This is a genomic window from Secundilactobacillus collinoides DSM 20515 = JCM 1123, from assembly GCF_001435975.1.
GTDB classification, from domain to species: Bacteria; Bacillota; Bacilli; order Lactobacillales; family Lactobacillaceae; genus Secundilactobacillus; species Secundilactobacillus collinoides.
This window is the reverse complement of the sequence record NZ_AYYR01000013.1, coordinates 40748-58710: the sequence shown is the minus strand read 5'-3', so window position 1 is coordinate 58710 and position 17963 is coordinate 40748. Positions and strand designations below refer to the sequence as shown.

Genomic DNA, 17963 nt, shown 5'->3' with positions numbered 1-17963 from the left:
AAACTTTTATTGATTGAGAGGTGTCTTTCATGAAAATTTTAGAAGCAAACTTAGTCGTCATCTTTTGGTCGATAATCTTCGGTGAAGTCATTGGCTACATCGGCGGTTCATTGGAACTCATGACCTACAACACGATGGAAATCGGTGTCGTGGCCGCCATTGCCGGTTTTGTTATCGTTAACGGTGTCCATTTACTAGGTCTTTCCGATACCAAAGCAGAAACTAAATAACCCTCAGCCTCGCTCAGGGTTGAAATTGACCGTTAGCCTTGTGGACTGACGGTTTTTTTGCGTGCTTAGACGTGCAGCAGCGGGTACTGGCATTTCTGCCATATTACCGTGCCATTCCGCGGTTTGACATTGCGGACTGTAACGTCGATTTACTGTGTCTTAGTTAAGAATGAATGGGTAACAAGCGGCCCTTCACAGCATATAAACGCCCCTAGCCGAATGCCCATTCAGGGTTTTCAGCTAGGGGCGTTTATATGCTAGGGGCAAAACCGTCTTTTGTCCCGCTCTTTTTTTGCGATTTTGTAAGTATCTGATTTTAGGGATCCTTCTAGGCAACGAAGTCGAAACGAGTTTCAGGAAGCAGAGACCAGAACGCAAGCGCAGTGAGCGACAAATCCAAAACCGGGATTTATCACTCACTGTGCTTGCGTTCTGGTCTCTAACCGCTTCCTTTCACTCTCTGTCTGACAACCTATTCACTCGCCTTAACCGCATGACTTGTAACGTTAAACATCAGTCCGTCACCGGCTTCATTCAAGCCGATTTCCACACTGGATTGCGCCTTGACCTCGTTGCCAATGATCTTCTTGGCAAGCGGGGTTTCGACTAAGTTCGTAATCGTTCGTTGCAGCGGCCGCGCACCAAAGGCCGGCAGATAGCCGCGTTCACCCAGCCAACGGGTGGCTTCATCCGTGATGGTCAGCGTAATGTCCTGTTCCTTCAGCCGGTTTGAGAGCTGAGCAATCAGCTTGTCGACTATCAGATCAATGTCTGCTAATGAGAGCGGCTTGAACATGATCGTGTCATCGATCCGGTTTAGGAACTCCGGCTTAAACGACCGTTGCAGGAGTGCTGCCACTTGCTTCTTGGCGTCGTCCGAGATTACACCTTCGTTATCGGTACCCTCCAGCAAAATGTCAGAGCCCAGGTTAGACGTCATGATCAGCAAGGTGTTCTTAAAGTTGATGGTCCGCCCCTGACTGTCGGTCAACCGGCCGTCATCTAACACCTGTAACAGAATGTTGAACACGTCCGGGTGAGCCTTTTCAATTTCGTCAAATAACACAATGGTGTACGGGTGCCGGCGAACCGCTTCTGTCAGCTGGCCGCCCTCCTCGTATCCAATGTAACCCGGTGCGGCACCGACAAGTCGCGAAACGGATTCTTTTTCCATGTACTCACTCATGTCGATCCGCACCATTTGTTCCTCGGAGTCAAACAAGTTTTCAGCGAGCGCTTTAGCCAGTTCCGTTTTCCCGACCCCAGTCGGGCCTAAAAACAGGAAGGAACCAAGCGGCTTGCTGGGGTCCTGAAGACCGGCCCGTGACCGCAAGACAGCGTCCGATATCGCCTGGACAGCTTCGTTTTGACCAATGACACGTTCATGTAAGTTGTCAGCTAGGTGCAGCAGTTTTTCCCGCTCGGTGGCGACCAATTTATTGACGGGGATCCCGGTCATTTTGGCCACAACTTCCGCGATCTCCTGCTCCGTGACTGATTCGCTGACCAGCCATTCGCCGGAGTGGTCCTTTTGCTCCATGGCGTTTAATTCCTTTTTCAATTCAGGAATCGTCCCGTGTTGCAAAACGGCAGCCTTATCCAAGTCATACTGGGCTTCGGCATCCGCCAAATCGCGGTTTGCCTTGTCCAGCTCGTTCTTCTTTGCGCTCAACGCACCAAGGGCCTGCTTTTCATCCTGCCAGCGGGCGTTTAAGTTGTCGACCTTCTCCTTAACGTTGGCCAATTCCTTCTGGACGTCAACCAGCTGTTTTTGCGAATTTTCATCCGTTTCCTGCTTTAACGCGGCTTCTTCGACCTGCAGACGCATCATTTGCCGCCGGGATTGGTCAAGTTCCGTAGGTGCTGAATTCATGGCCACCCGAATGGATGCGGACGCCTCATCGACGAGGTCCAGGGCCTTGTCGGGCAGGAACCGGTCCGTAATGTACCGGTCAGAGAGCTTCGCTGCCGCCACCAGTGCGTTATCGTGGATCTTAACGCCGTGGTGAATTTCAAACCGCTCACGAAGCCCCCGCAAAATAGTGATCGTGTCATCAACACTCGGTTCTTGGACCAGCACCTTTTGGAACCGCCGTTCAAGCGCCCGGTCTTTTTCCATGTACTGCCGGTATTCATCAAGCGTGGTGGCCCCGATCAAGTGCAGCTCACCGCGGGCCAGCATGGGCTTCAGCAAGTTACCTGCATCCATGCTGCCTTCGGTCTTGCCAGCGCCCACGATGTTATGGATCTCATCGATGAACATGATGATCTGACCCTCGCTCTTCTTCACCTCGTTTAAAACGGCTTTCAACCGTTCCTCAAACTCGCCCCGGTATTTGGCACCGGCAATCAATGCGCCCATATCCAGGGAGAAGATCGACTTATCCTTGAGGTTTTCCGGCACGTCACCGCGGGCAATCCGTTGCGCCAGGCCCTCAACAATGGCGGTCTTCCCAACACCGGGTTCCCCGATCAGAACCGGGTTGTTTTTGGTTTTTCGCGACAGAATCTGCATCACGGATAAGATCTCATCATCCCGACCGATAACCGGGTCGCGTTCGCCCTTGCGCATGGCAGCCACTAGCTCGACGCCATACTTTTCCAATGCTTTATAGTTTTCTTCCTGATTTTTTGATGTCACACGCTCGCCTCCCCGAATGTCAGCGACCTTGTTTTTCACCTTTTGCAGCGTGATGCCTTGCTGCTGCAAATAGTCCGCTAACCGGCTGCCGTCCATTTGAATGAGGGCGATCACCAGCGTGTCAGTCGCCACATAATCATCGCCGAGGTCTTTGCGCACTTCATCGGCCTTTTGCAGTAACCGGTACATATCGGGGGACAAATTCTGCCCGTATTGCACACCGCCGCCGGACACCGAACTAATGGAGTCGATCTCGCGGTCCAACTCCTTATCCAATTCCGTCAGGTCAAGTCCCAGGTCACTAAAGATCTGCCGGTCCAGTTCACCTGGCTGTGTCAGAAACTTAAAGAGATGGGAGATACCGATATTTTGCTGTTGCCGGGTCACGGCAATTTTTTGGGCTTCAGAGATTGCATCCGTCACCGACTGGGTCAAGATGTCTGGGTTCATATTGTCATCATCCTTTGTCGTTTTTTGTCATAACTGATTGTAATATCAGATTTCATTGTTTAATTTGTTCACAAAAAGTATCATATCACACTTTTTTAGTTTGGCGATAATAGTTTGACCTTTTTTGACCTTTAATTTCAAAAGTCTTAATAATTGCAAAAAAGAGGCCTTGATCAACCCGGTAACCGGCGATCTGAAGCCCCCTTTAACACGCTATTCAGCGTTCAATTCGATCATTTTTAAAATAACGTCCACGGCCTGCGCCATAACTTGCTCGGACACGTATTCGAAACGGCCATGCATGTTTTCGCCACCCGCAAAGAGGTTCGGTGTCGGCAGGCCCATAAACGAGATCTTTGACCCGTCTGTTCCGCCTCGAACCGGGGCAATGTCTGGTTCGATATCCAATTCCTCCATGGCGTTCTTCGCGAGTTCAACAACACTCATGTCCTTTTCGATGATCTCACGCATGTTGTAATACTGGTCCTTCAAGGTCACCGTGACCGTACCGTCACCGTACTTGGCGTTCAACTGGTTCGCAATACTTTGGAATAGCTGCTTACGATTTTCAAAGCGGGCCCGGTCGTGGTCACGGATAATGTAGCCCATATCAGCGCTATCCACGTCCCCGGTCAGTTTATAAATGTGGTAGAAGCCTTCGCGGCCATCCGTCGTTTCCGGCCGGTCATGAACGGGTAAGGCCGCGTGGAAGTCCATCGCCAGTTGCAATGCGTTGACCATAACGCCCTTTGCACTGCCAGGGTGAACGTTGGTTCCAGTAATGTGTAGCCGCCCGTCAGCCGCGTTAAACGTTTCGTATTCCAACTGTCCCAGGGGACCGCCGTCAACGGTGTACGCCCAATCGGCTCCAAAGTCCGCAACATCAAAGTTATCAGCACCGGTCCCGATCTCTTCATCGGGGCCTAGACCAACCTTGATGGCACCGTGCTTAATTTCCGGATGTGCTAACAGGTATTCCATTGCGGTAATGATTTCTGCCACGCCGGACTTATCATCGGAGCCAAGTAGCGTACTGCCATCCGTGGTGATCAGCGTTTGACCCTTATAGTTTTTCAGACTTGGAAAAATAGCCGGATCCAGCTTGTAGTCGCCCGCGTTATCTAAGGGGATAACCGAGTGGCCATCGTAGTTCTCAACAATTTTCGGCGTCACATGCTTGGCATTAAAGTCCGCCGTGTCTACGTGAGAAATGAAACCCAGTGTCTTAACCTGTTTATCCGTGTTACTCGGCAACGTTGCGTAGACGTAGCCGCTCTGCTTGTTAATGTGCACGTTATCTAACCCGATGCCGGTCAGTTCCTCAGCTAACTGCTTCAAGAAATCTGCCTGCGTCTTGGTTGATGGGATCGTGTCACTGGTCTCGTCAGACCGGGTCTCAATTTGCACGTACTTTAAAAAACGAGGAATCAATGTTTCGTAAGTCATGAATACCACACTCCCTTAAATAAAGGTAAACGGATCAGTGTTCAACTGGGAAGCTGTAATGTCAAATTCCCAGTGATTGTCGCTTCGCCACTTGCCAAATAATTCAGCTAACTTTGGTTTACAGATACTTTCAATGTGGTGGCCGGGATCGACCACTGGCAGCCCCGCCGCGATCATATCGTGGCCGGTGTGATAGTATACGTCGCCGGTTACGTAAATGTCGGCACCCTTAGCTTGTGCCAGTTTGAAGAACTTGCCGCCGTCACCACCGAGCACGGCGACCCGCTGAACCTGCTTCTCCTGGTCGCCAGCAATCAACCGCAGACCGGAGACTTGAAACACGTCCTTGCAGTATTCCGCGAAGGCCCGCACGGTCATCGGTTGTGCCAACGAACCGATTCGGCCCATCGAATACTGATGACCACCGTTTTTCAACGGGGTAACTTCTAACGAGGGGTGGCCGCCAGGGTACACTTCGGTGACCGCCTGGGTGATCTTGCTGAGTTGGTTGCCCTGGACCCGCGTTTGAATACTGAGTTCATCCACGTGATTTCGTTCCCCAACCGGGCCAAGTTCCGGGTCGGCCCCTTCCAGCGGCGTGTACCAGGTCGTCCCGTTCCATTCAAAACTGGCGCCAGCGTATCGGTCCAACTCACCGGCACCGGCTCCGACCATGGCGAGCCGAACCGCATCGGCATACATTGGCTGCACCCGAACCGTCAGCATATACTGCGGATCCACAACCCCGTCCCACAAGCCGGTGGTGTCAGACAGTTTCAACGCCTCCGCCAGCCAGTCGTTCATGCCGCCATCGGCACTGTCCAGGTTGGTATGCGCCGAATAAACCGTTATGTGGTGCGCTAAAATATCAGCGTACATCTGGTTTTGCGGATCACTGAGATCCAGGTTCTTCGCCGGCCGAAACATCACCGGATGGTGTGAAAAGATCAGGTCTGCGCCCAGATCAATGGCTTCTTGAACCACTTCCGGCCGGACATCCAACGTCACAAGAACGTGGTGAAATTCCGCGTCAAGCGACCCGAGCTGTAAGCCCACCGGATCTTTGGGTTCCACAATGGTTTTTGGGGCGAACTGTTCGAATCGATCAATCAGTTCCCTAACTTTCATTTAAAACGACCTCCTGAATTTGATTTCGTTGGTTAATAAAGGCGTCGATCTTTTCCTTGGGTGCATGCTGGGCGCGCTGCATGGTTGCAATCACGTCGTCTAAGCGTGCCTGTTCCTTGCGCCATTTGTCTTGAAGTACCGGTGATTTTTCCCGTAAAAGAAACGGCCCGAATTTTAACTGTGTTTCACTAAACGTTGTCGGCGTCTCGACCGGGTCGGCCACGATGATCTCGTAAATGTGGCCGTCTTCGGCCAAGATCCGTTCCGCGATAATGCCGTACAGGTGTTCCTGCAGCCATCGTCGAACGTTATCCTCACCCACGTTTGGTTGGAGGATCAAGCGCTCCTGGTGACGCAGCCGGTCGGCACCGTCGTCTAAAATTTTTGTAATGAGCGTCCCGCCCATACCAGCAATGGTGACGGTATCGATCTGGTCCTCAGGCTTGATGGCCGCCAGCCCATCAGCGAGGCGCGCCATAATGACGTTATCGAGACCCTCTTTTTTAATTTCACTCACCGCGTTTTCGTACGGCCCGCGAACAACTTCACCGGCCACGGCTTTCGCCAGCAGGCCCTTTTCAGCCAGATAAACGGGTAAGTAGGCGTGGTCTGACCCGATATCCGCCAAACGCGCCCCGGGCTGCACAAAGTCCGCAACCGTCTGCAGACGCAGTGATAGATGCGATGCATTCATAGATTTAAACGACTCCTCTGTTTTAGTTTACTTCTTAAGTATATGCCATGTTGCCGGTATTAGGCTACTGTTAAACAGGAAATTAGCGTTCTTTGCTCTCCGTTGACGTTAACCGGCCAGGTTGAGTCTATCGCCCTTCAACGCGGCATGGTAGAATCGGTTTCCGTTGGCGCCCGTTCTCGGAGCAGTTAATGACACGTGGAACGAGGAGCCGCTGATCAAGTACCGAACTGCAGCAATCACTTTAACGGCATCGTGAACTGCTGGAGCACAGACCAACTTGCGGCATCTAACGGCTAGGCTGTCACAGTTTGCGGCACAAAAAAGAACCACAACCAGCAAATGGCCGAGGTTCTTCATAGTGCGTTCAGCAGTCAATTACTTACTCCAAGAAATCCTTCAGTTGCTTTGAACGTGATGGGTGGCGGAGTTTGCGTAAAGCTTTGGCTTCGATTTGACGAATTCGTTCACGGGTAACACCGAAGACCTTGCCGACTTCTTCCAAAGTGCGGGTCCGGCCGTCATCTAGGCCAAACCGCAGGCGCAATACGTTTTCTTCACGATCAGTCAGGGTGTCCAAGACACTTTCCAACTGTTCCTTCAGTAATTCGTAAGCGGCGTGGTCAGCAGGACTAGTGGCGTCATCATCTTCGATAAAGTCACCCAGGTGAGAATCGTCCTCTTCACCAATAGGGGTTTCCAAAGAAACGGGTTCTTGCGCGATCTTCAGGATCTCACGAACCTTTTCCGTTGGCATGTCCATTTCGGCCCCGATCTCTTCCGGCGTAGGTTCACGTCCAAGGTCTTGCAGCAGCTGCCGTTGGATCCGGATCAGCTTGTTGATGGTTTCAACCATGTGGACTGGAATCCGGATGGTCCGAGCTTGGTCAGCAATGGCGCGTGTGATCGCCTGACGAATCCACCAAGTGGCGTAAGTCGAGAACTTGAACCCTTTTCGGTAATCAAACTTCTCAACGGCTTTCATCAGCCCCATGTTACCTTCCTGAATCAGATCCAGGAACTGCATGCCACGGCCGACGTAACGCTTAGCAATGGAGACCACCAAACGGAGGTTGGCTTCAGCCAATTCCTGTTTAGCTTCTTCCTCGCCCTTTTCGATCCGCAGAGCCAGTGCAACTTCTCCATCGGCAGTCAGCAATTTGACCCGCCCGATTTCCTTCAGGTACATCCGAACGGGGTCGTTGATCTTGACACCTGAAGTAGTTGACGCAGTACTGAGTTCCTTTTTGGTTACTTTCTTTGCAGCCTTAACGGCACGTGCATCTGGTTCGCCGTTAGCGTCAACGACACTGATTCCAGCGTCCTCAACTTTTTCTAACAGTTCATCCATTTTCTTAGCGTTTAAGCTAAATGGGGAAGCTACTTTGTCGGACAGAATATCATAGGTGATAGAACCATCCTTCTTGTAGTCATTAATCAAGTCCTTAACGGCCTTGTTAAATCCTTTTTGGTCAAACTTTTTGGTGCTCTTTGTTTCCTTTGCCATGTATAAAGCCCCCTAAGCTCGTTTATTAGACTGCTTTTGCTGTTGCAACTTAATAATTTCAATCACCAGCTGGCGGACCCGGTCATTGTCACCCAACCGTTTGGCCTCGTTCAATGCTTGCTGGCTTTGCGTTAACTGTTTTTCAAGTGGTGCTTCATTCATGATCACACGCAAGTAATCATCAACCTCTTCATCGGCCGCTTCGTCATTGATATTGAGCGATTCCAGCTCGATAACCATGTTTTGCAGGTGGTCATCGGTAATCAGATCAATGAACTGGGCTGGCGCATACGTTTGGTGCGTCTGGAAATACTTTTGTGCCAGCATGTAAATGAGTTCATAGTCGTCTGATTCAAAGCTGAAATTTTCAATGCCCGTGACGCGCAACCAAACTGAGTGGTCGTGCAGCATCCGCAGTAGTAGCCCGCGCTCAGCTTTTTCAGTACGGCTGAGCGGCGGGGCCTGCTGATACTGCGTGACTTCAGCAGGCGGTTCTTGATTTTGATAACCGGATTGCGGATAGCCCCCGTCATACGGGTTGGTGGCCGGAGCCGGTCGTGAAGACTTGGCGGGCTTTGGTTTGATCATCAGCAATTGTTGTTTTAAACTGCCCTTATCCAGCTGGTACTCATTCGCCAACTGGGTCAGGTACACGTCTTGTTCAACTGGTGACGTCACCGTTGCTAACAGGTTCAACACCTGGTCGATATATTCCAGCCGGCCGGCATCCGTATTCACATCATGTTCCGACTTCAGGTAGTGCATAGCAAACGCAATCGGCGTTTCCCGTGCGGACTGCAGGGCGCTGGCCAGTTTTTCCTCACCGTACTTCTTGCGGTACTCGTCCGGGTCCATCCCCTCGGGCATCTGAATGACGCCAAGGGCTAAACTCGAATTGTCCCGCAGAATCGTCAGCGCGCGGTTCGTTGCCCGTTGTCCAGGCGTGTCGCCGTCGTAACAGACATACACCTGCTTGGTCACCCGCTGCATCGCGTAAATCTGTTCCTCTGTCAAACTGGTTCCCATGGAAGCCACGCCGTTACCGACACCGGACTGGTGCGCCGACATAACGTCCATGAACCCTTCAAACAAGATCACTGCGCCTTCCTTACGGATCACGTTGCGCGCCTGGTCAAAGTTAAACAGTACCCGCCGTTTGTTGAAGATGTCCGTTTCCGGACTGTTCAAGTACTTCGGCTGGTCATCTGCCTTGACCAGAAGACGCCCCGAAAATGCGATCGGTTGACCCGACTCGTTTTTAATGGGGTACATCACCCGGTTAAAGAACCGGTCGCGCAACTCACCAGACTGATTTTCAATAAACAGTCCCGTGTGCCGTAATTCTTGGTAATCCACCTTTTGCTGATCAAAATATTGTTTTAATAACTGCTGATCAGGCGCAAATCCCAACCCAAAATCCTCAATTGTTTTGTCGGTGAGTCCCCGCTGATGCAGGTAATCCAACGCCGGCTGACCGATCTCGGTGTTCATTAGGATGTGATGGTAGAGCTTTTGCGCCCCTTCGTGCAGTTGAATGAGGTGATTAGCAGGTGAATCCTGGCGTGCTTGACCCGAGTAGGTCGCGTTCGCCACTGAATCCGGCAGGTCCACGTGGGAAAATTCTGCCACCTTAACAACGGCCTCTTGGAAGCCAATGTTCTCCAGTTCCATAATGAACTTAAAAACATTGCCGCCGCGACCGCAGCTAAAGCAGTGAAAGATCTGCTTGTCTTCCGATACCGAAAAAGAAGGCGTCCGCTCCTCGTGAAACGGACATAAGCCAAATAAATTTTTACCTGATTTTTGCAACTGAACGTACTGACTAATAAAATCCACGATATCGGTGGCATCGCGGACTTGTTCAATCACGGCTTCGGGTATCTTTGCCACTGGCTCAACACCCCTTTCGCAATAGTGCTTAATCGGAAAATCGGACTGTTTGAGACAGCCACAAGTCAGATTATGGCGTAAACAGTCAATATATATGATAGCACATAACATAAAAAAAGCTACTTTTTAGCTCGAAAAATAAGTAGCCCCGTTCAAAAAATAGAAATTGCTGGAAAACACCGTTTATAATCGACGGCAATCCGTTTTCCAGAATTCAAATTGTACCACGTCCTCACTGACTTTAAGCAAATTTTGCTCACAACAGTGAAACCCATTTTAGCTGGCCAGAAATCCAGCACACATTTCGTTGGCGCGGCCTCCGTGAACAAGGTCGCTGAGCGCATCAAACTGACGTCGCCCCAGGGTCCATTTTGCCCCATTTCAAATCTTAGTGTTTACATTTCGAACACTTGTTTGCTAAACTGGAACCTAGGAAGTGATGACGCATGAATGAAGATCAATTAAAAGCCTACCTGACCAAAAACAGCCGGGTCAGCGATTTATTTATGGATAAGTGCCTGCCCTACTTACAGGCACAAAACGAAGAAAAGGCGCCGGCCCGTCGGTTGAACGACACCATGCTCCAACGGGAGGCCGATAAACTGTTCGATGAGTTTATTGGCAACATATACAGCCGCATGACATCGCAGCTTCCCGGCAGTGCGACTGAGGACCAGTGGATCAGCTACATGGATAACAATGATATGTTGGAAGGCCTTGAAGATTCAATGAGTGAGTTGAATTTTGGGTCGGAAGAAGACTGAAAACAGCTTAGCAGGACCGTCTGAGACGATTTTGCTAAGCTGTTTTTAATTGAATTCAGTTTTTGCGATACATTCTAAATTGATTTGGGGGCGTTATAGCGTTGAACGTAATCAAACTTCCTTTTCCGTATGCGTTTCTTCACGTTTCCACAACTGCCAAACCAGCAGGAATAAGACTCCGACTGCTAAAACGGTAATCAGCGCGATCTTATAATCCCCGCGATTCAAGAAATCGCCGCCCATCGCATACAGCAAGGCAGTCGGCACTGAACCAATGGCCATGGCAATGATGACATCCCGCAGCGGCTGGTGCAGTTTGGACGCCGCAAAGTTAACGAAAATGGTCGGCACGATTGGTACCGCGTACCCGATTGTCAGGCCCACCACCGGATACTTCATTTTCATAATGTTGCGCACGACCCGGCCGTCATGGTGCTGAGCCGCTTTGGAAATACCAACCTTGCGCAGTATCGTATAGGTCACAAGATTGCCGCACACGATACCCACTAGGTTGATGGCAAAGCCCCAATACCGGCCGTAAATGACCCCAATGAGAATGCAGGCAACTGAAATTGGGAATCCCGGCACCGCCGCGAGTGTTGCGACCAGCGCAAAGACGATCAGCAGCGTGACCGGAGCCGTTTGATGCTGCCGAATCTGCGCCCAAAATTGTTTTTGCAGCCCGTCGTTATACTTAACGAGATTATCAATATCCTGCTGAAAATCCTTCGACAGCGCATATAGCAGACCCACAATGATCAGGATGCCGAGGAGCACGAAAGCCAGCCGAATCAGGCGTTGTTTTTTAGTTTCCGGTTTTTCAAGTTTCATCTCATCCGCCGCTCTCTATGGTCATTTTTTAATACTTGATCGTCGTCCCATCTAATAGATACTCCGATTGTACCATTTTGAGCATGAATGCGGGTGCTGGGTGATTGAAAACAGGTCGCCTCTGTAACCTGATTCTATTCTGCTTCACTGATTTGAATCACGATTTTACCCACAATACCGTGTTTTTCTGCCCGCTGGTAAGCTTCCACCACTTGGTTCATTGGATAAACGCCATCAGTCACCGGTTTCACTCTGCCAGTGTCGACCAGCTCAGCGAGATGTGACAAGTTGGCTCGATTCGGGAAGGCAACGACCACCCGGCTGCGATGCTTGCCATAACGGAGCGATTTTACGACCGTTAAAAATTTCTGACCATCGAGTGAAATCGTCAGTAACCGGCCAGCCGGCTTTAAATTTGTTCGAAACGCATCCTGCTGCGTCCCTACCGTATCAAAAATAATGTCAAATTTGCCTAATTGCTCAGCCTTAACCCGATGATAATCGAGCGCCCTGTCCGCGCCCAACCGTGCCATCTCAGCAATTGTTTCATGCGATCCAAGAATCGTCACGTTCGCGCCATATGTCTTGGCGATCTGCACGCCAAAAGTTCCCACACCGCCGGCACCGCGAATCAAAACCTCATCACCGTGCTTAATGTGCCCCTTATCAACAAGGGCAACCAGCGCAGTCGTTGCTGAACATGGCAAACCAGCCGCCTCCGTCATAGTCAGACTAACCGGCATCAACGACAGCTTATGAGCTGGCACGGCAACAAATTCCGCAGCCGCATTGCTGCTGGTCGTTGTATTGCCCCAGACTCGGTCGCCCACATGGAAGTCGGTTACGCCGCTACCCAACGCGACCACTTTGCCGACAACGTCTTGTCCAAGCGCTCTAGGTAAACGTATGAATGGTTTTAAATACTTCGGTCCCTGTCGGAAGGCCAAATCGCCGCCATTAATTGAGGTGGCGGCCATTTTAACCAAAACCTGACCACGTTTTACTTGCGGCACCTCACCCTTAGATAGCTTCAGAACCTCTGGCCCCCCGAACTGATTATAAACAACACGCTTCATGAGCTGCTGGGTTGCCCTTTGCGGTTTAGTATTCAACGCACACTGCATATTGATTGCTCCTTTCAATTTTGACCTATTATTGACCCTGAATCCCCTGCAAAAAAACGTCCGCGAATTCTTGTCGGCTTCCCTTCGGGGCGATTCGACCCATTAATTCAGCATCAATCAGCGCAACAATGCCTGATGAAAACATAGTGGTCAAAAAATCGGCATTCAATTCAACGCGGAACGTGCCCCGTCTTTGCCCACGGGTAAAGAATCCCTCCAGACCTGAGAAATAGGCATCAACATATTCTTCCGATGCGGTACAGGTACCCGAAAAAAGCCACCTGAACAGTTCTTTATTGCCATAGAAAGCCGCAATCAATTGATTAAGGCCATCGATATAATCGTTAAAATCGCTGTTGGCGAGACGGATAATACCTTGAATGATCGTGTCCGACTGTTGCAGCAACAGTTTCTCTAAATCGTTTCTTGTTCCATAAATACGGTGCAAGGTGGCTTTGCTGACGCCGACGATCGTGGCCAGTTCAGTAAAAGTGTCACGGGGATGCGTGGCCATTGCTAGGGCCAGTTTTTTTAGGAGCAGTTCGTTTTTTTGTGTGAGTGGCATGTTTTGACCTCCGATTGATTACATTAGTGTTATTTGAGACTTTTTTGTCTCAAATTTTATTTTAGTGTATCAATTTGGTGTTCAATTGTCAATTCGTTTTTTTTAAAAAAACGCCGTCTTGGATATTGTCCAGTGATAGCGTTTTGTTTGGTGCGTTTATTTTGTTGTCACACAAGTGTAGTAAAGATATTTTGTTTCGAAATTTTGCACTCGTGCTCCCATTTTATTTTTGCCACATGCCTCTTTAGCACCCAGCTCTCATGTTCTCGAGTCTAAACGTGCGACACGGGGCAAGGGGTTGCACCTGGTTCTGCACTCGTGCGCCCCTTTTATTTTTGCCAAATACCCCTTTAACATCCAGCTCTTATTTCCTTTAGCCTAAACGTGCGATACGGGGCAAGGGGTTGCACCCGGTTCTGCACTCGTGCTCCCATTCTATTTTTGCCATAGGCCCCTTTAACACCCATCTCTCATGTTCTCAAGCCTAAACGTGCGACACGGGGCAAGGAGTTGCACCTAGGGGACTTTGCCCGTAAAAGCCAAGACCGGGCTTTTACGGGCAAAGTCCCCTAGGATCCACTCCTTAACCGCCCCTGTTTTGCACTCTACAAAAAAAGCCAGCTCAGGAATATCCTTCCTCAACTGGCTTTGGCGTTTCAATACAGTTAGTGGCTTTCATTAATAGCAACTTAATGATAGCACTTTTTGGATTGTACGCCAACTAGTGTGCTTATTTGACGATCAATTGGTTAAGGTCACCTAAACGTAAGATGAGGTCTGCCAACTGTTTGAGTTGACTCAGACGATTATTTTTCACGTCTTCGTTCTTATCCATGACCATGGTCGCGTCGAAGTACTCGTTGATAACGCTCTGCAGACCCGCTAATGCTTCGTAGTAGGCTGGGATATCCAAGGTGTCAGCCTTGGCAGCCACGGCGTTAACGGCCGCTAGCAATTTCGGCTCGCTGTCGTTATCAAACAGACTTGCATCAACTGGTTTGACCTTCGATGCATCCGCCTTTTCAGCCAAACGCAATACCCGGTTCAGGGCTTCGATGCTGCCCTTGAAGTCGGCATCGTTCTGGTGGTCACTCAGCGTCTTGGCGGCGTTGAAGTTATCCAGCAGATCGGTGTTTGGTCCGGCGATAACGGCATCCACGATATCATGACGCGTCTTTTCGTCTAGCAGAGTCACCTTGATCCGGTCCTTCAGGAAGGCGACCACAGCGTTGACCTGGGCGGCTTGGTCTAGATCTGGCGCAACGTTGGCGTCAGTCTCAGCCTTGATAGCCGTTTCGATCAGGTTTTGATCAAGGTGCCAGTTTTGAGCGCGGATGATCCGAACGATTCCAGTTGCCTGACGACGCAGGGCGTACGGGTCGTTTGAACCGCTTGGTACCATGTCGGCGCTGAAGAAGGTCAGGATACTATCGATCTTGTCAGCAATGGCTAAAACAGCACCGTCTGTGGTTGCAGGCAGGTCCCCATCGGCTGAGATCGGCATGTAGTGTTCGCGAACGGCGGTGGCCACGTTGGCGTTTTCGCCGTTTAACAGGGCGTACTTTTCACCCATGACCCCTTGCAGTTCAGCAAATTCCCCGACCATCCCAGTGACTAAATCGAACTTGTAGATGTGGGCAGCGCGGTCGACGTCGGCCAGCTGGGTGTCGTTTAACCCAAGGGCCGTGCCGACTTGTTTAGCAATCACAGCGACCCGCTGCATCTTGTCGTACATCGTAGAAATCTTGTCGTGGAAACTGACGTCCTTCAGGCGTTCAACGTAGTCAGCAACGGTCTGCTTTTGGTCTTCTTCATAGAAGAACATGGCGTCGCTCAGACGAGCAGCTAAAACTTTTTCGTTCCCGCTGACCACGTTTTCGATGTGTTCGGCATTCCCGTTACGCACGGAGATGAACTTCGGCAACAGTTTACCGTTTTTATCCAACACGTAGAAGAACCGTTGATGGTCCCGCATGGAAGTGATCAGCACTTCGTCTGGAATGCTTAGGTACTTGTCGTCAAAACTCCCAGCGAACGCCGTTGGCCATTCGACCAGGTTATTCACTTCTTCCAGCAAGTCGGCATCAATGTTGATGGTCCAGTTATTATCGGCAGCAATACGGTCAATTTGTGTTTTGATTTCTTTCTTACGTTTGTCCGCATCCGCGATCACAAACTCTTCGGTCAGTGCGGCCTCATAGTCAGCGGCGTTGTTTAACGTGATGTCCTTACCCAAGAACCGGTGGCCGCGGGTGATGCGGTCAGTGTCAACATCCAGGATCTGGAACGGGATGACCTTGTCGTCTAACAGGGCCACCAGCCACTTGATTGGGCGGATGTATTCAAAGTGGTAACTGCCCCACTTCATCATGGTTGGGAAGGTCATTGAGGTTAAAACATCCTTCAGCCCAGCTAAAACTTCTTCCACCGGTTGGCCGGCGATGTGCTTTTCAACGTAAACATATTCGACACCCTTCAATTCCTTAAAGGTAATGTCATCAACGGTCAGGCCTTGGCCACGGGTAAAACCGATGGCTGCCTTAGACCAGTTGCCGTCAGCATCCTGGGCAATTTTCTTGGCCGGACCCTTGACTTCTTCATTGATGTCGGGCTGCTTGTCAGCAAGACCGGTAATCTTCAGGGCTAAGCGCCGAGGGGTTGAAAACGGCTTAATGTCGTCAAAGGCGATGCGTTGGTCCTTCAAATATTTGCGGGTTTTTTGAACCAGTTGTTTAATGCTTGGTGTCACCACGTGGGCGGGCATTTCTTCCAAGCCGATTTCAAGTAAAAAGGTACGTGCCATTATTTTTTGTCCTCCCCATCTGCTAAGAGTGCCTGACGTTTTTTTTCGTCCTTGATCAGTGGGAAACCAAACTTCTTACGCTCGGCTACGAAGGCCTTGGCAATGTCCTTGGCCATGTTCCGAATCCGCGCCAGATAGCCGGCCCGTTCAGTAACGGAAACGGCACCGCGGGCATCCAGCAGGTTAAACGTGTGTGAACACTTCAGCACGTAATCGTAGGCTGGGTGCACCAGACCGTTAGCAATCTGCTTCTTAGCTTCTGCTTCGTAATCGTCAAACATGTGCAACAGCATGTCTTGGTTGCTCTTCTCAAAACTGTAGGTCGAATGTTCGATTTCTGGTTCCCGGAAGATATCGCCGTAGAGCACACCGTCGCCCCATTCGAGGTCGAACACACTCTCAACGTCTTGAATATAGGAAGCAAGTCGTTCCAGGCCATAGGTGATTTCAGAAGTAACGGGATCGACTTCCAGCCCACCAACGATTTGGAAGTAGGTAAATTGTGAAACTTCCATCCCGTCGAGCCAGACTTCCCAACCAACACCGGCACAGCCCATTGACGGGTTCGCCCAGTTGTCCTCAACGAACCGGATATCATGTTCCAACGGATCGATACCCAATTCCTTCAAGCTGTTCAAGTAAAGGTCCTGAATGTTTTCAGGTGACGGCTTCATCACAACTTGGAACTGGTGATGTTGATACAACCGGTTGGGGTTTTCAGCGTACCGGCCATCAGCAGGCCGCCGTGAAGGTTCCACGTAGGCCGCGTTCCATGGCTCGGGGCCAATGGCGCGCAGGAACGTATAAGGGCTCATCGTCCCAGCACCCTTTTCAGTATCGTAGGCCTGCATGAGCATGCATCCCTGTGCGGACCAATACTGCTGCAGTGTCAAGATGATTTGCTGCATGGTCAATTTCTTGGTCATAACAATAATTCCTCCTAATTCATGTGACCGGCAGACAGAAAAACGTCCCTATGTAGACTTGTACATCTACATAGGGACGAAGTTTTAATTTCGCGGTTCCACCCTACTTCTGAGAAGACTCCCAGCAGCTTAATTGGTTCAGCTCGAAAAGCGCCAATCACTCAACTTTAAGCTTCCGGCTTCCACTTTCCCGGAATCGCTGCTGCCCAAGTTGACTGACCTTCTTTTGTCATTGCCGATCACTATTCAATTCTGTTCCAATGATAAGCGTGAGTTGGGCGGTTGTCAACCGGCAGAAAAAGAAAAGGGTCCGCGCTTATCAGAATTGAACCCGTCTGCAGATATTAATGCCAACGAACGTAAATACCCACCTTTCAAACTCAATAGAAATACTATTCCGCTTAAATAAAGTCAAGGGGACTTGACTTTTGCCAAAATGTGTAGCATACTACACACTATTGAAAGGAGCTGGTCGCATGCCTGAACCATTTTTCTCAAACAACCTTGGCCAACAGCTAAAAGTCCTCAATATCCTCTTTGAAAAGGATATGAACAACGGCCTCAAACAACTGGGTATCACGCTGACCGGCACCCAAACGGCAGTGCTGATGCAACTGGCTGACCGGCATCCGCAGCAACTCACCCAAAAAGAAGTGGAAACAACGTTGCGGTTAAGTCACCCGACCACGCGTGGAATCGTTAAACGATTGGCCGCTACCGGGCTGATCAGCACGACCCCCGCCGCCGATGACCGGCGGCAGATCGTTCTGCTGCTCACTGACAAGGGCGCCGCGTTTCTGGACAAAAACACCGCCCGCATCCAATCACAGGTCACCCACTCGGAAGCCAAACTCACTAGTCAATTATCCACTGAGGAAAAACAAACGCTGTCACAATTATTTAATAAAATGATTGTCAGTCTGGAACTCAATTAGCGCCAATCGGCGTTTTATTTTTAAAATAA

The 17963-nt window shown here is 50.3% G+C and carries 16 protein-coding genes; 4 read left to right on the top strand and 12 right to left on the bottom strand.

Annotated elements, in window-relative coordinates:
- Nucleotides 1–29: 29 nt before the first annotated feature.
- Entirely contained in the window at nucleotides 30–230 is a 201-nt protein-coding gene (locus FC82_RS02770; RefSeq protein ID WP_054758693.1) for a YjzD family protein, read from the top strand.
- Between the two features lie 472 nt (nucleotides 231–702).
- Here the strand turns inward: FC82_RS02770 and clpB are convergent, their stop codons facing one another.
- From clpB to dnaG, 7 genes are all read right to left on the bottom strand, one after another.
- Nucleotides 703–3321 (bottom strand): ATP-dependent chaperone ClpB, encoded by a 2619-nt coding sequence (gene clpB, locus FC82_RS02765; RefSeq protein WP_056996146.1) that lies wholly within the window; start codon nucleotides 3319–3321, stop codon nucleotides 703–705.
- Between the two features lie 213 nt (nucleotides 3322–3534).
- A complete protein-coding gene (gene pepT, locus FC82_RS02760; RefSeq protein WP_056996145.1) occupies nucleotides 3535–4767 on the bottom strand; it encodes a peptidase T in 1233 nt (410 codons plus the stop codon).
- A gap of 15 nt (nucleotides 4768–4782) precedes the next feature.
- Complete coding sequence (locus FC82_RS02755) at nucleotides 4783–5895, bottom strand: Nif3-like dinuclear metal center hexameric protein (protein ID WP_054758695.1); 1113 nt, start codon at nucleotides 5893–5895, stop codon at nucleotides 4783–4785.
- Nucleotides 5885–6589: a tRNA (adenine(22)-N(1))-methyltransferase gene (locus tag FC82_RS02750; RefSeq protein WP_056996144.1), complete on the bottom strand. Its 705-nt coding sequence runs from the start codon at nucleotides 6587–6589 to the stop codon at nucleotides 5885–5887. The genes FC82_RS02755 and FC82_RS02750 overlap by 11 nt, the downstream gene beginning before the upstream one ends.
- Nucleotides 6590–6697: 108 nt before the next feature.
- Entirely contained in the window at nucleotides 6698–6967 is a 270-nt protein-coding gene (locus FC82_RS02745) for a hypothetical protein (protein WP_054758697.1), read from the bottom strand.
- A gap of 4 nt (nucleotides 6968–6971) precedes the next feature.
- A complete protein-coding gene (rpoD, locus tag FC82_RS02740; protein ID WP_056996143.1) occupies nucleotides 6972–8096 on the bottom strand; it encodes an RNA polymerase sigma factor RpoD in 1125 nt (374 codons plus the stop codon).
- 12 nt (nucleotides 8097–8108) lie between these two features.
- Entirely contained in the window at nucleotides 8109–9986 is a 1878-nt protein-coding gene (gene dnaG, locus FC82_RS02735) for a DNA primase (protein WP_054758699.1), read from the bottom strand.
- 446 nt (nucleotides 9987–10432) lie between these two features.
- Here dnaG and FC82_RS02730 point away from each other — a divergent pair, with 446 nt between their 5' ends.
- The gene (locus tag FC82_RS02730) at nucleotides 10433–10750 is read left to right on the top strand and encodes a hypothetical protein (RefSeq protein ID WP_054758701.1); all 318 of its coding nucleotides are present in this window, start codon (nucleotides 10433–10435) and stop codon (nucleotides 10748–10750) included.
- Between the two features lie 111 nt (nucleotides 10751–10861).
- On the opposite strand, the gene FC82_RS02725 is transcribed toward FC82_RS02730, so the two are convergent.
- The 5 genes from FC82_RS02725 to glyQ form a co-directional block, all read right to left on the bottom strand.
- On the bottom strand, nucleotides 10862–11581 hold the full coding sequence (locus FC82_RS02725) for a TVP38/TMEM64 family protein (protein ID WP_056996142.1): 720 nt from the start codon (nucleotides 11579–11581) through the stop codon (nucleotides 10862–10864).
- Nucleotides 11582–11715: 134 nt separating this feature from the next.
- Nucleotides 11716–12705 carry an NAD(P)-dependent alcohol dehydrogenase gene (locus tag FC82_RS02720; protein ID WP_054758704.1) on the bottom strand — a complete coding sequence of 330 codons (990 nt, stop codon included), beginning with the start codon at nucleotides 12703–12705 and terminating at the stop codon, nucleotides 11716–11718.
- A 28-nt stretch (nucleotides 12706–12733) separates the two neighbouring features.
- Entirely contained in the window at nucleotides 12734–13270 is a 537-nt protein-coding gene (locus tag FC82_RS02715) for a TetR/AcrR family transcriptional regulator (protein WP_056996141.1), read from the bottom strand.
- A gap of 730 nt (nucleotides 13271–14000) precedes the next feature.
- Nucleotides 14001–16073 (bottom strand): glycine--tRNA ligase subunit beta, encoded by a 2073-nt coding sequence (gene glyS, locus FC82_RS02710; protein ID WP_056996140.1) that lies wholly within the window; start codon nucleotides 16071–16073, stop codon nucleotides 14001–14003.
- The gene (gene glyQ / locus FC82_RS02705) at nucleotides 16073–16999 is read right to left on the bottom strand and encodes a glycine--tRNA ligase subunit alpha (protein ID WP_056996139.1); all 927 of its coding nucleotides are present in this window, start codon (nucleotides 16997–16999) and stop codon (nucleotides 16073–16075) included. The genes glyS and glyQ overlap by 1 nt, the downstream gene beginning before the upstream one ends.
- 133 nt (nucleotides 17000–17132) lie before the next feature.
- On the opposite strand from glyQ, the gene FC82_RS02700 reads away from it, so the two are divergent.
- Nucleotides 17133–17408 carry a hypothetical protein gene (locus tag FC82_RS02700; protein WP_054761325.1) on the top strand — a complete coding sequence of 92 codons (276 nt, stop codon included), beginning with the start codon at nucleotides 17133–17135 and terminating at the stop codon, nucleotides 17406–17408.
- A 67-nt stretch (nucleotides 17409–17475) separates the two neighbouring features.
- Entirely contained in the window at nucleotides 17476–17934 is a 459-nt protein-coding gene (locus FC82_RS02695) for a MarR family winged helix-turn-helix transcriptional regulator (RefSeq protein WP_054761328.1), read from the top strand.
- The last annotated feature ends 29 nt before the right edge of the window (nucleotides 17935–17963 follow it).

Coding starts and splice junctions, on each gene's coding strand:
- glyQ (WP_056996139.1), bottom strand. CDS start 16,999: ATGACCAAGAAATTGACCATGCAGCAAATCATCTTGACACTGCAGCAG.
- clpB (WP_056996146.1), bottom strand. CDS start 3,321: ATGAACCCAGACATCTTGACCCAGTCGGTGACGGATGCAATCTCTGAA.
- FC82_RS02725 (WP_056996142.1), bottom strand. CDS start 11,581: ATGAAACTTGAAAAACCGGAAACTAAAAAACAACGCCTGATTCGGCTG.
- FC82_RS02715 (WP_056996141.1), bottom strand. CDS start 13,270: ATGCCACTCACACAAAAAAACGAACTGCTCCTAAAAAAACTGGCCCTA.
- FC82_RS02750 (WP_056996144.1), bottom strand. CDS start 6,589: ATGAATGCATCGCATCTATCACTGCGTCTGCAGACGGTTGCGGACTTT.
- FC82_RS02755 (WP_054758695.1), bottom strand. CDS start 5,895: ATGAAAGTTAGGGAACTGATTGATCGATTCGAACAGTTCGCCCCAAAA.
- FC82_RS02770 (WP_054758693.1), top strand. CDS start 30: ATGAAAATTTTAGAAGCAAACTTAGTCGTCATCTTTTGGTCGATAATC.
- pepT (WP_056996145.1), bottom strand. CDS start 4,767: ATGACTTACGAAACATTGATTCCTCGTTTTTTAAAGTACGTGCAAATT.
- glyS (WP_056996140.1), bottom strand. CDS start 16,073: ATGGCACGTACCTTTTTACTTGAAATCGGCTTGGAAGAAATGCCCGCC.
- FC82_RS02695 (WP_054761328.1), top strand. CDS start 17,476: ATGCCTGAACCATTTTTCTCAAACAACCTTGGCCAACAGCTAAAAGTC.
- FC82_RS02730 (WP_054758701.1), top strand. CDS start 10,433: ATGAATGAAGATCAATTAAAAGCCTACCTGACCAAAAACAGCCGGGTC.
- rpoD (WP_056996143.1), bottom strand. CDS start 8,096: ATGGCAAAGGAAACAAAGAGCACCAAAAAGTTTGACCAAAAAGGATTT.
- FC82_RS02720 (WP_054758704.1), bottom strand. CDS start 12,705: ATGCAGTGTGCGTTGAATACTAAACCGCAAAGGGCAACCCAGCAGCTC.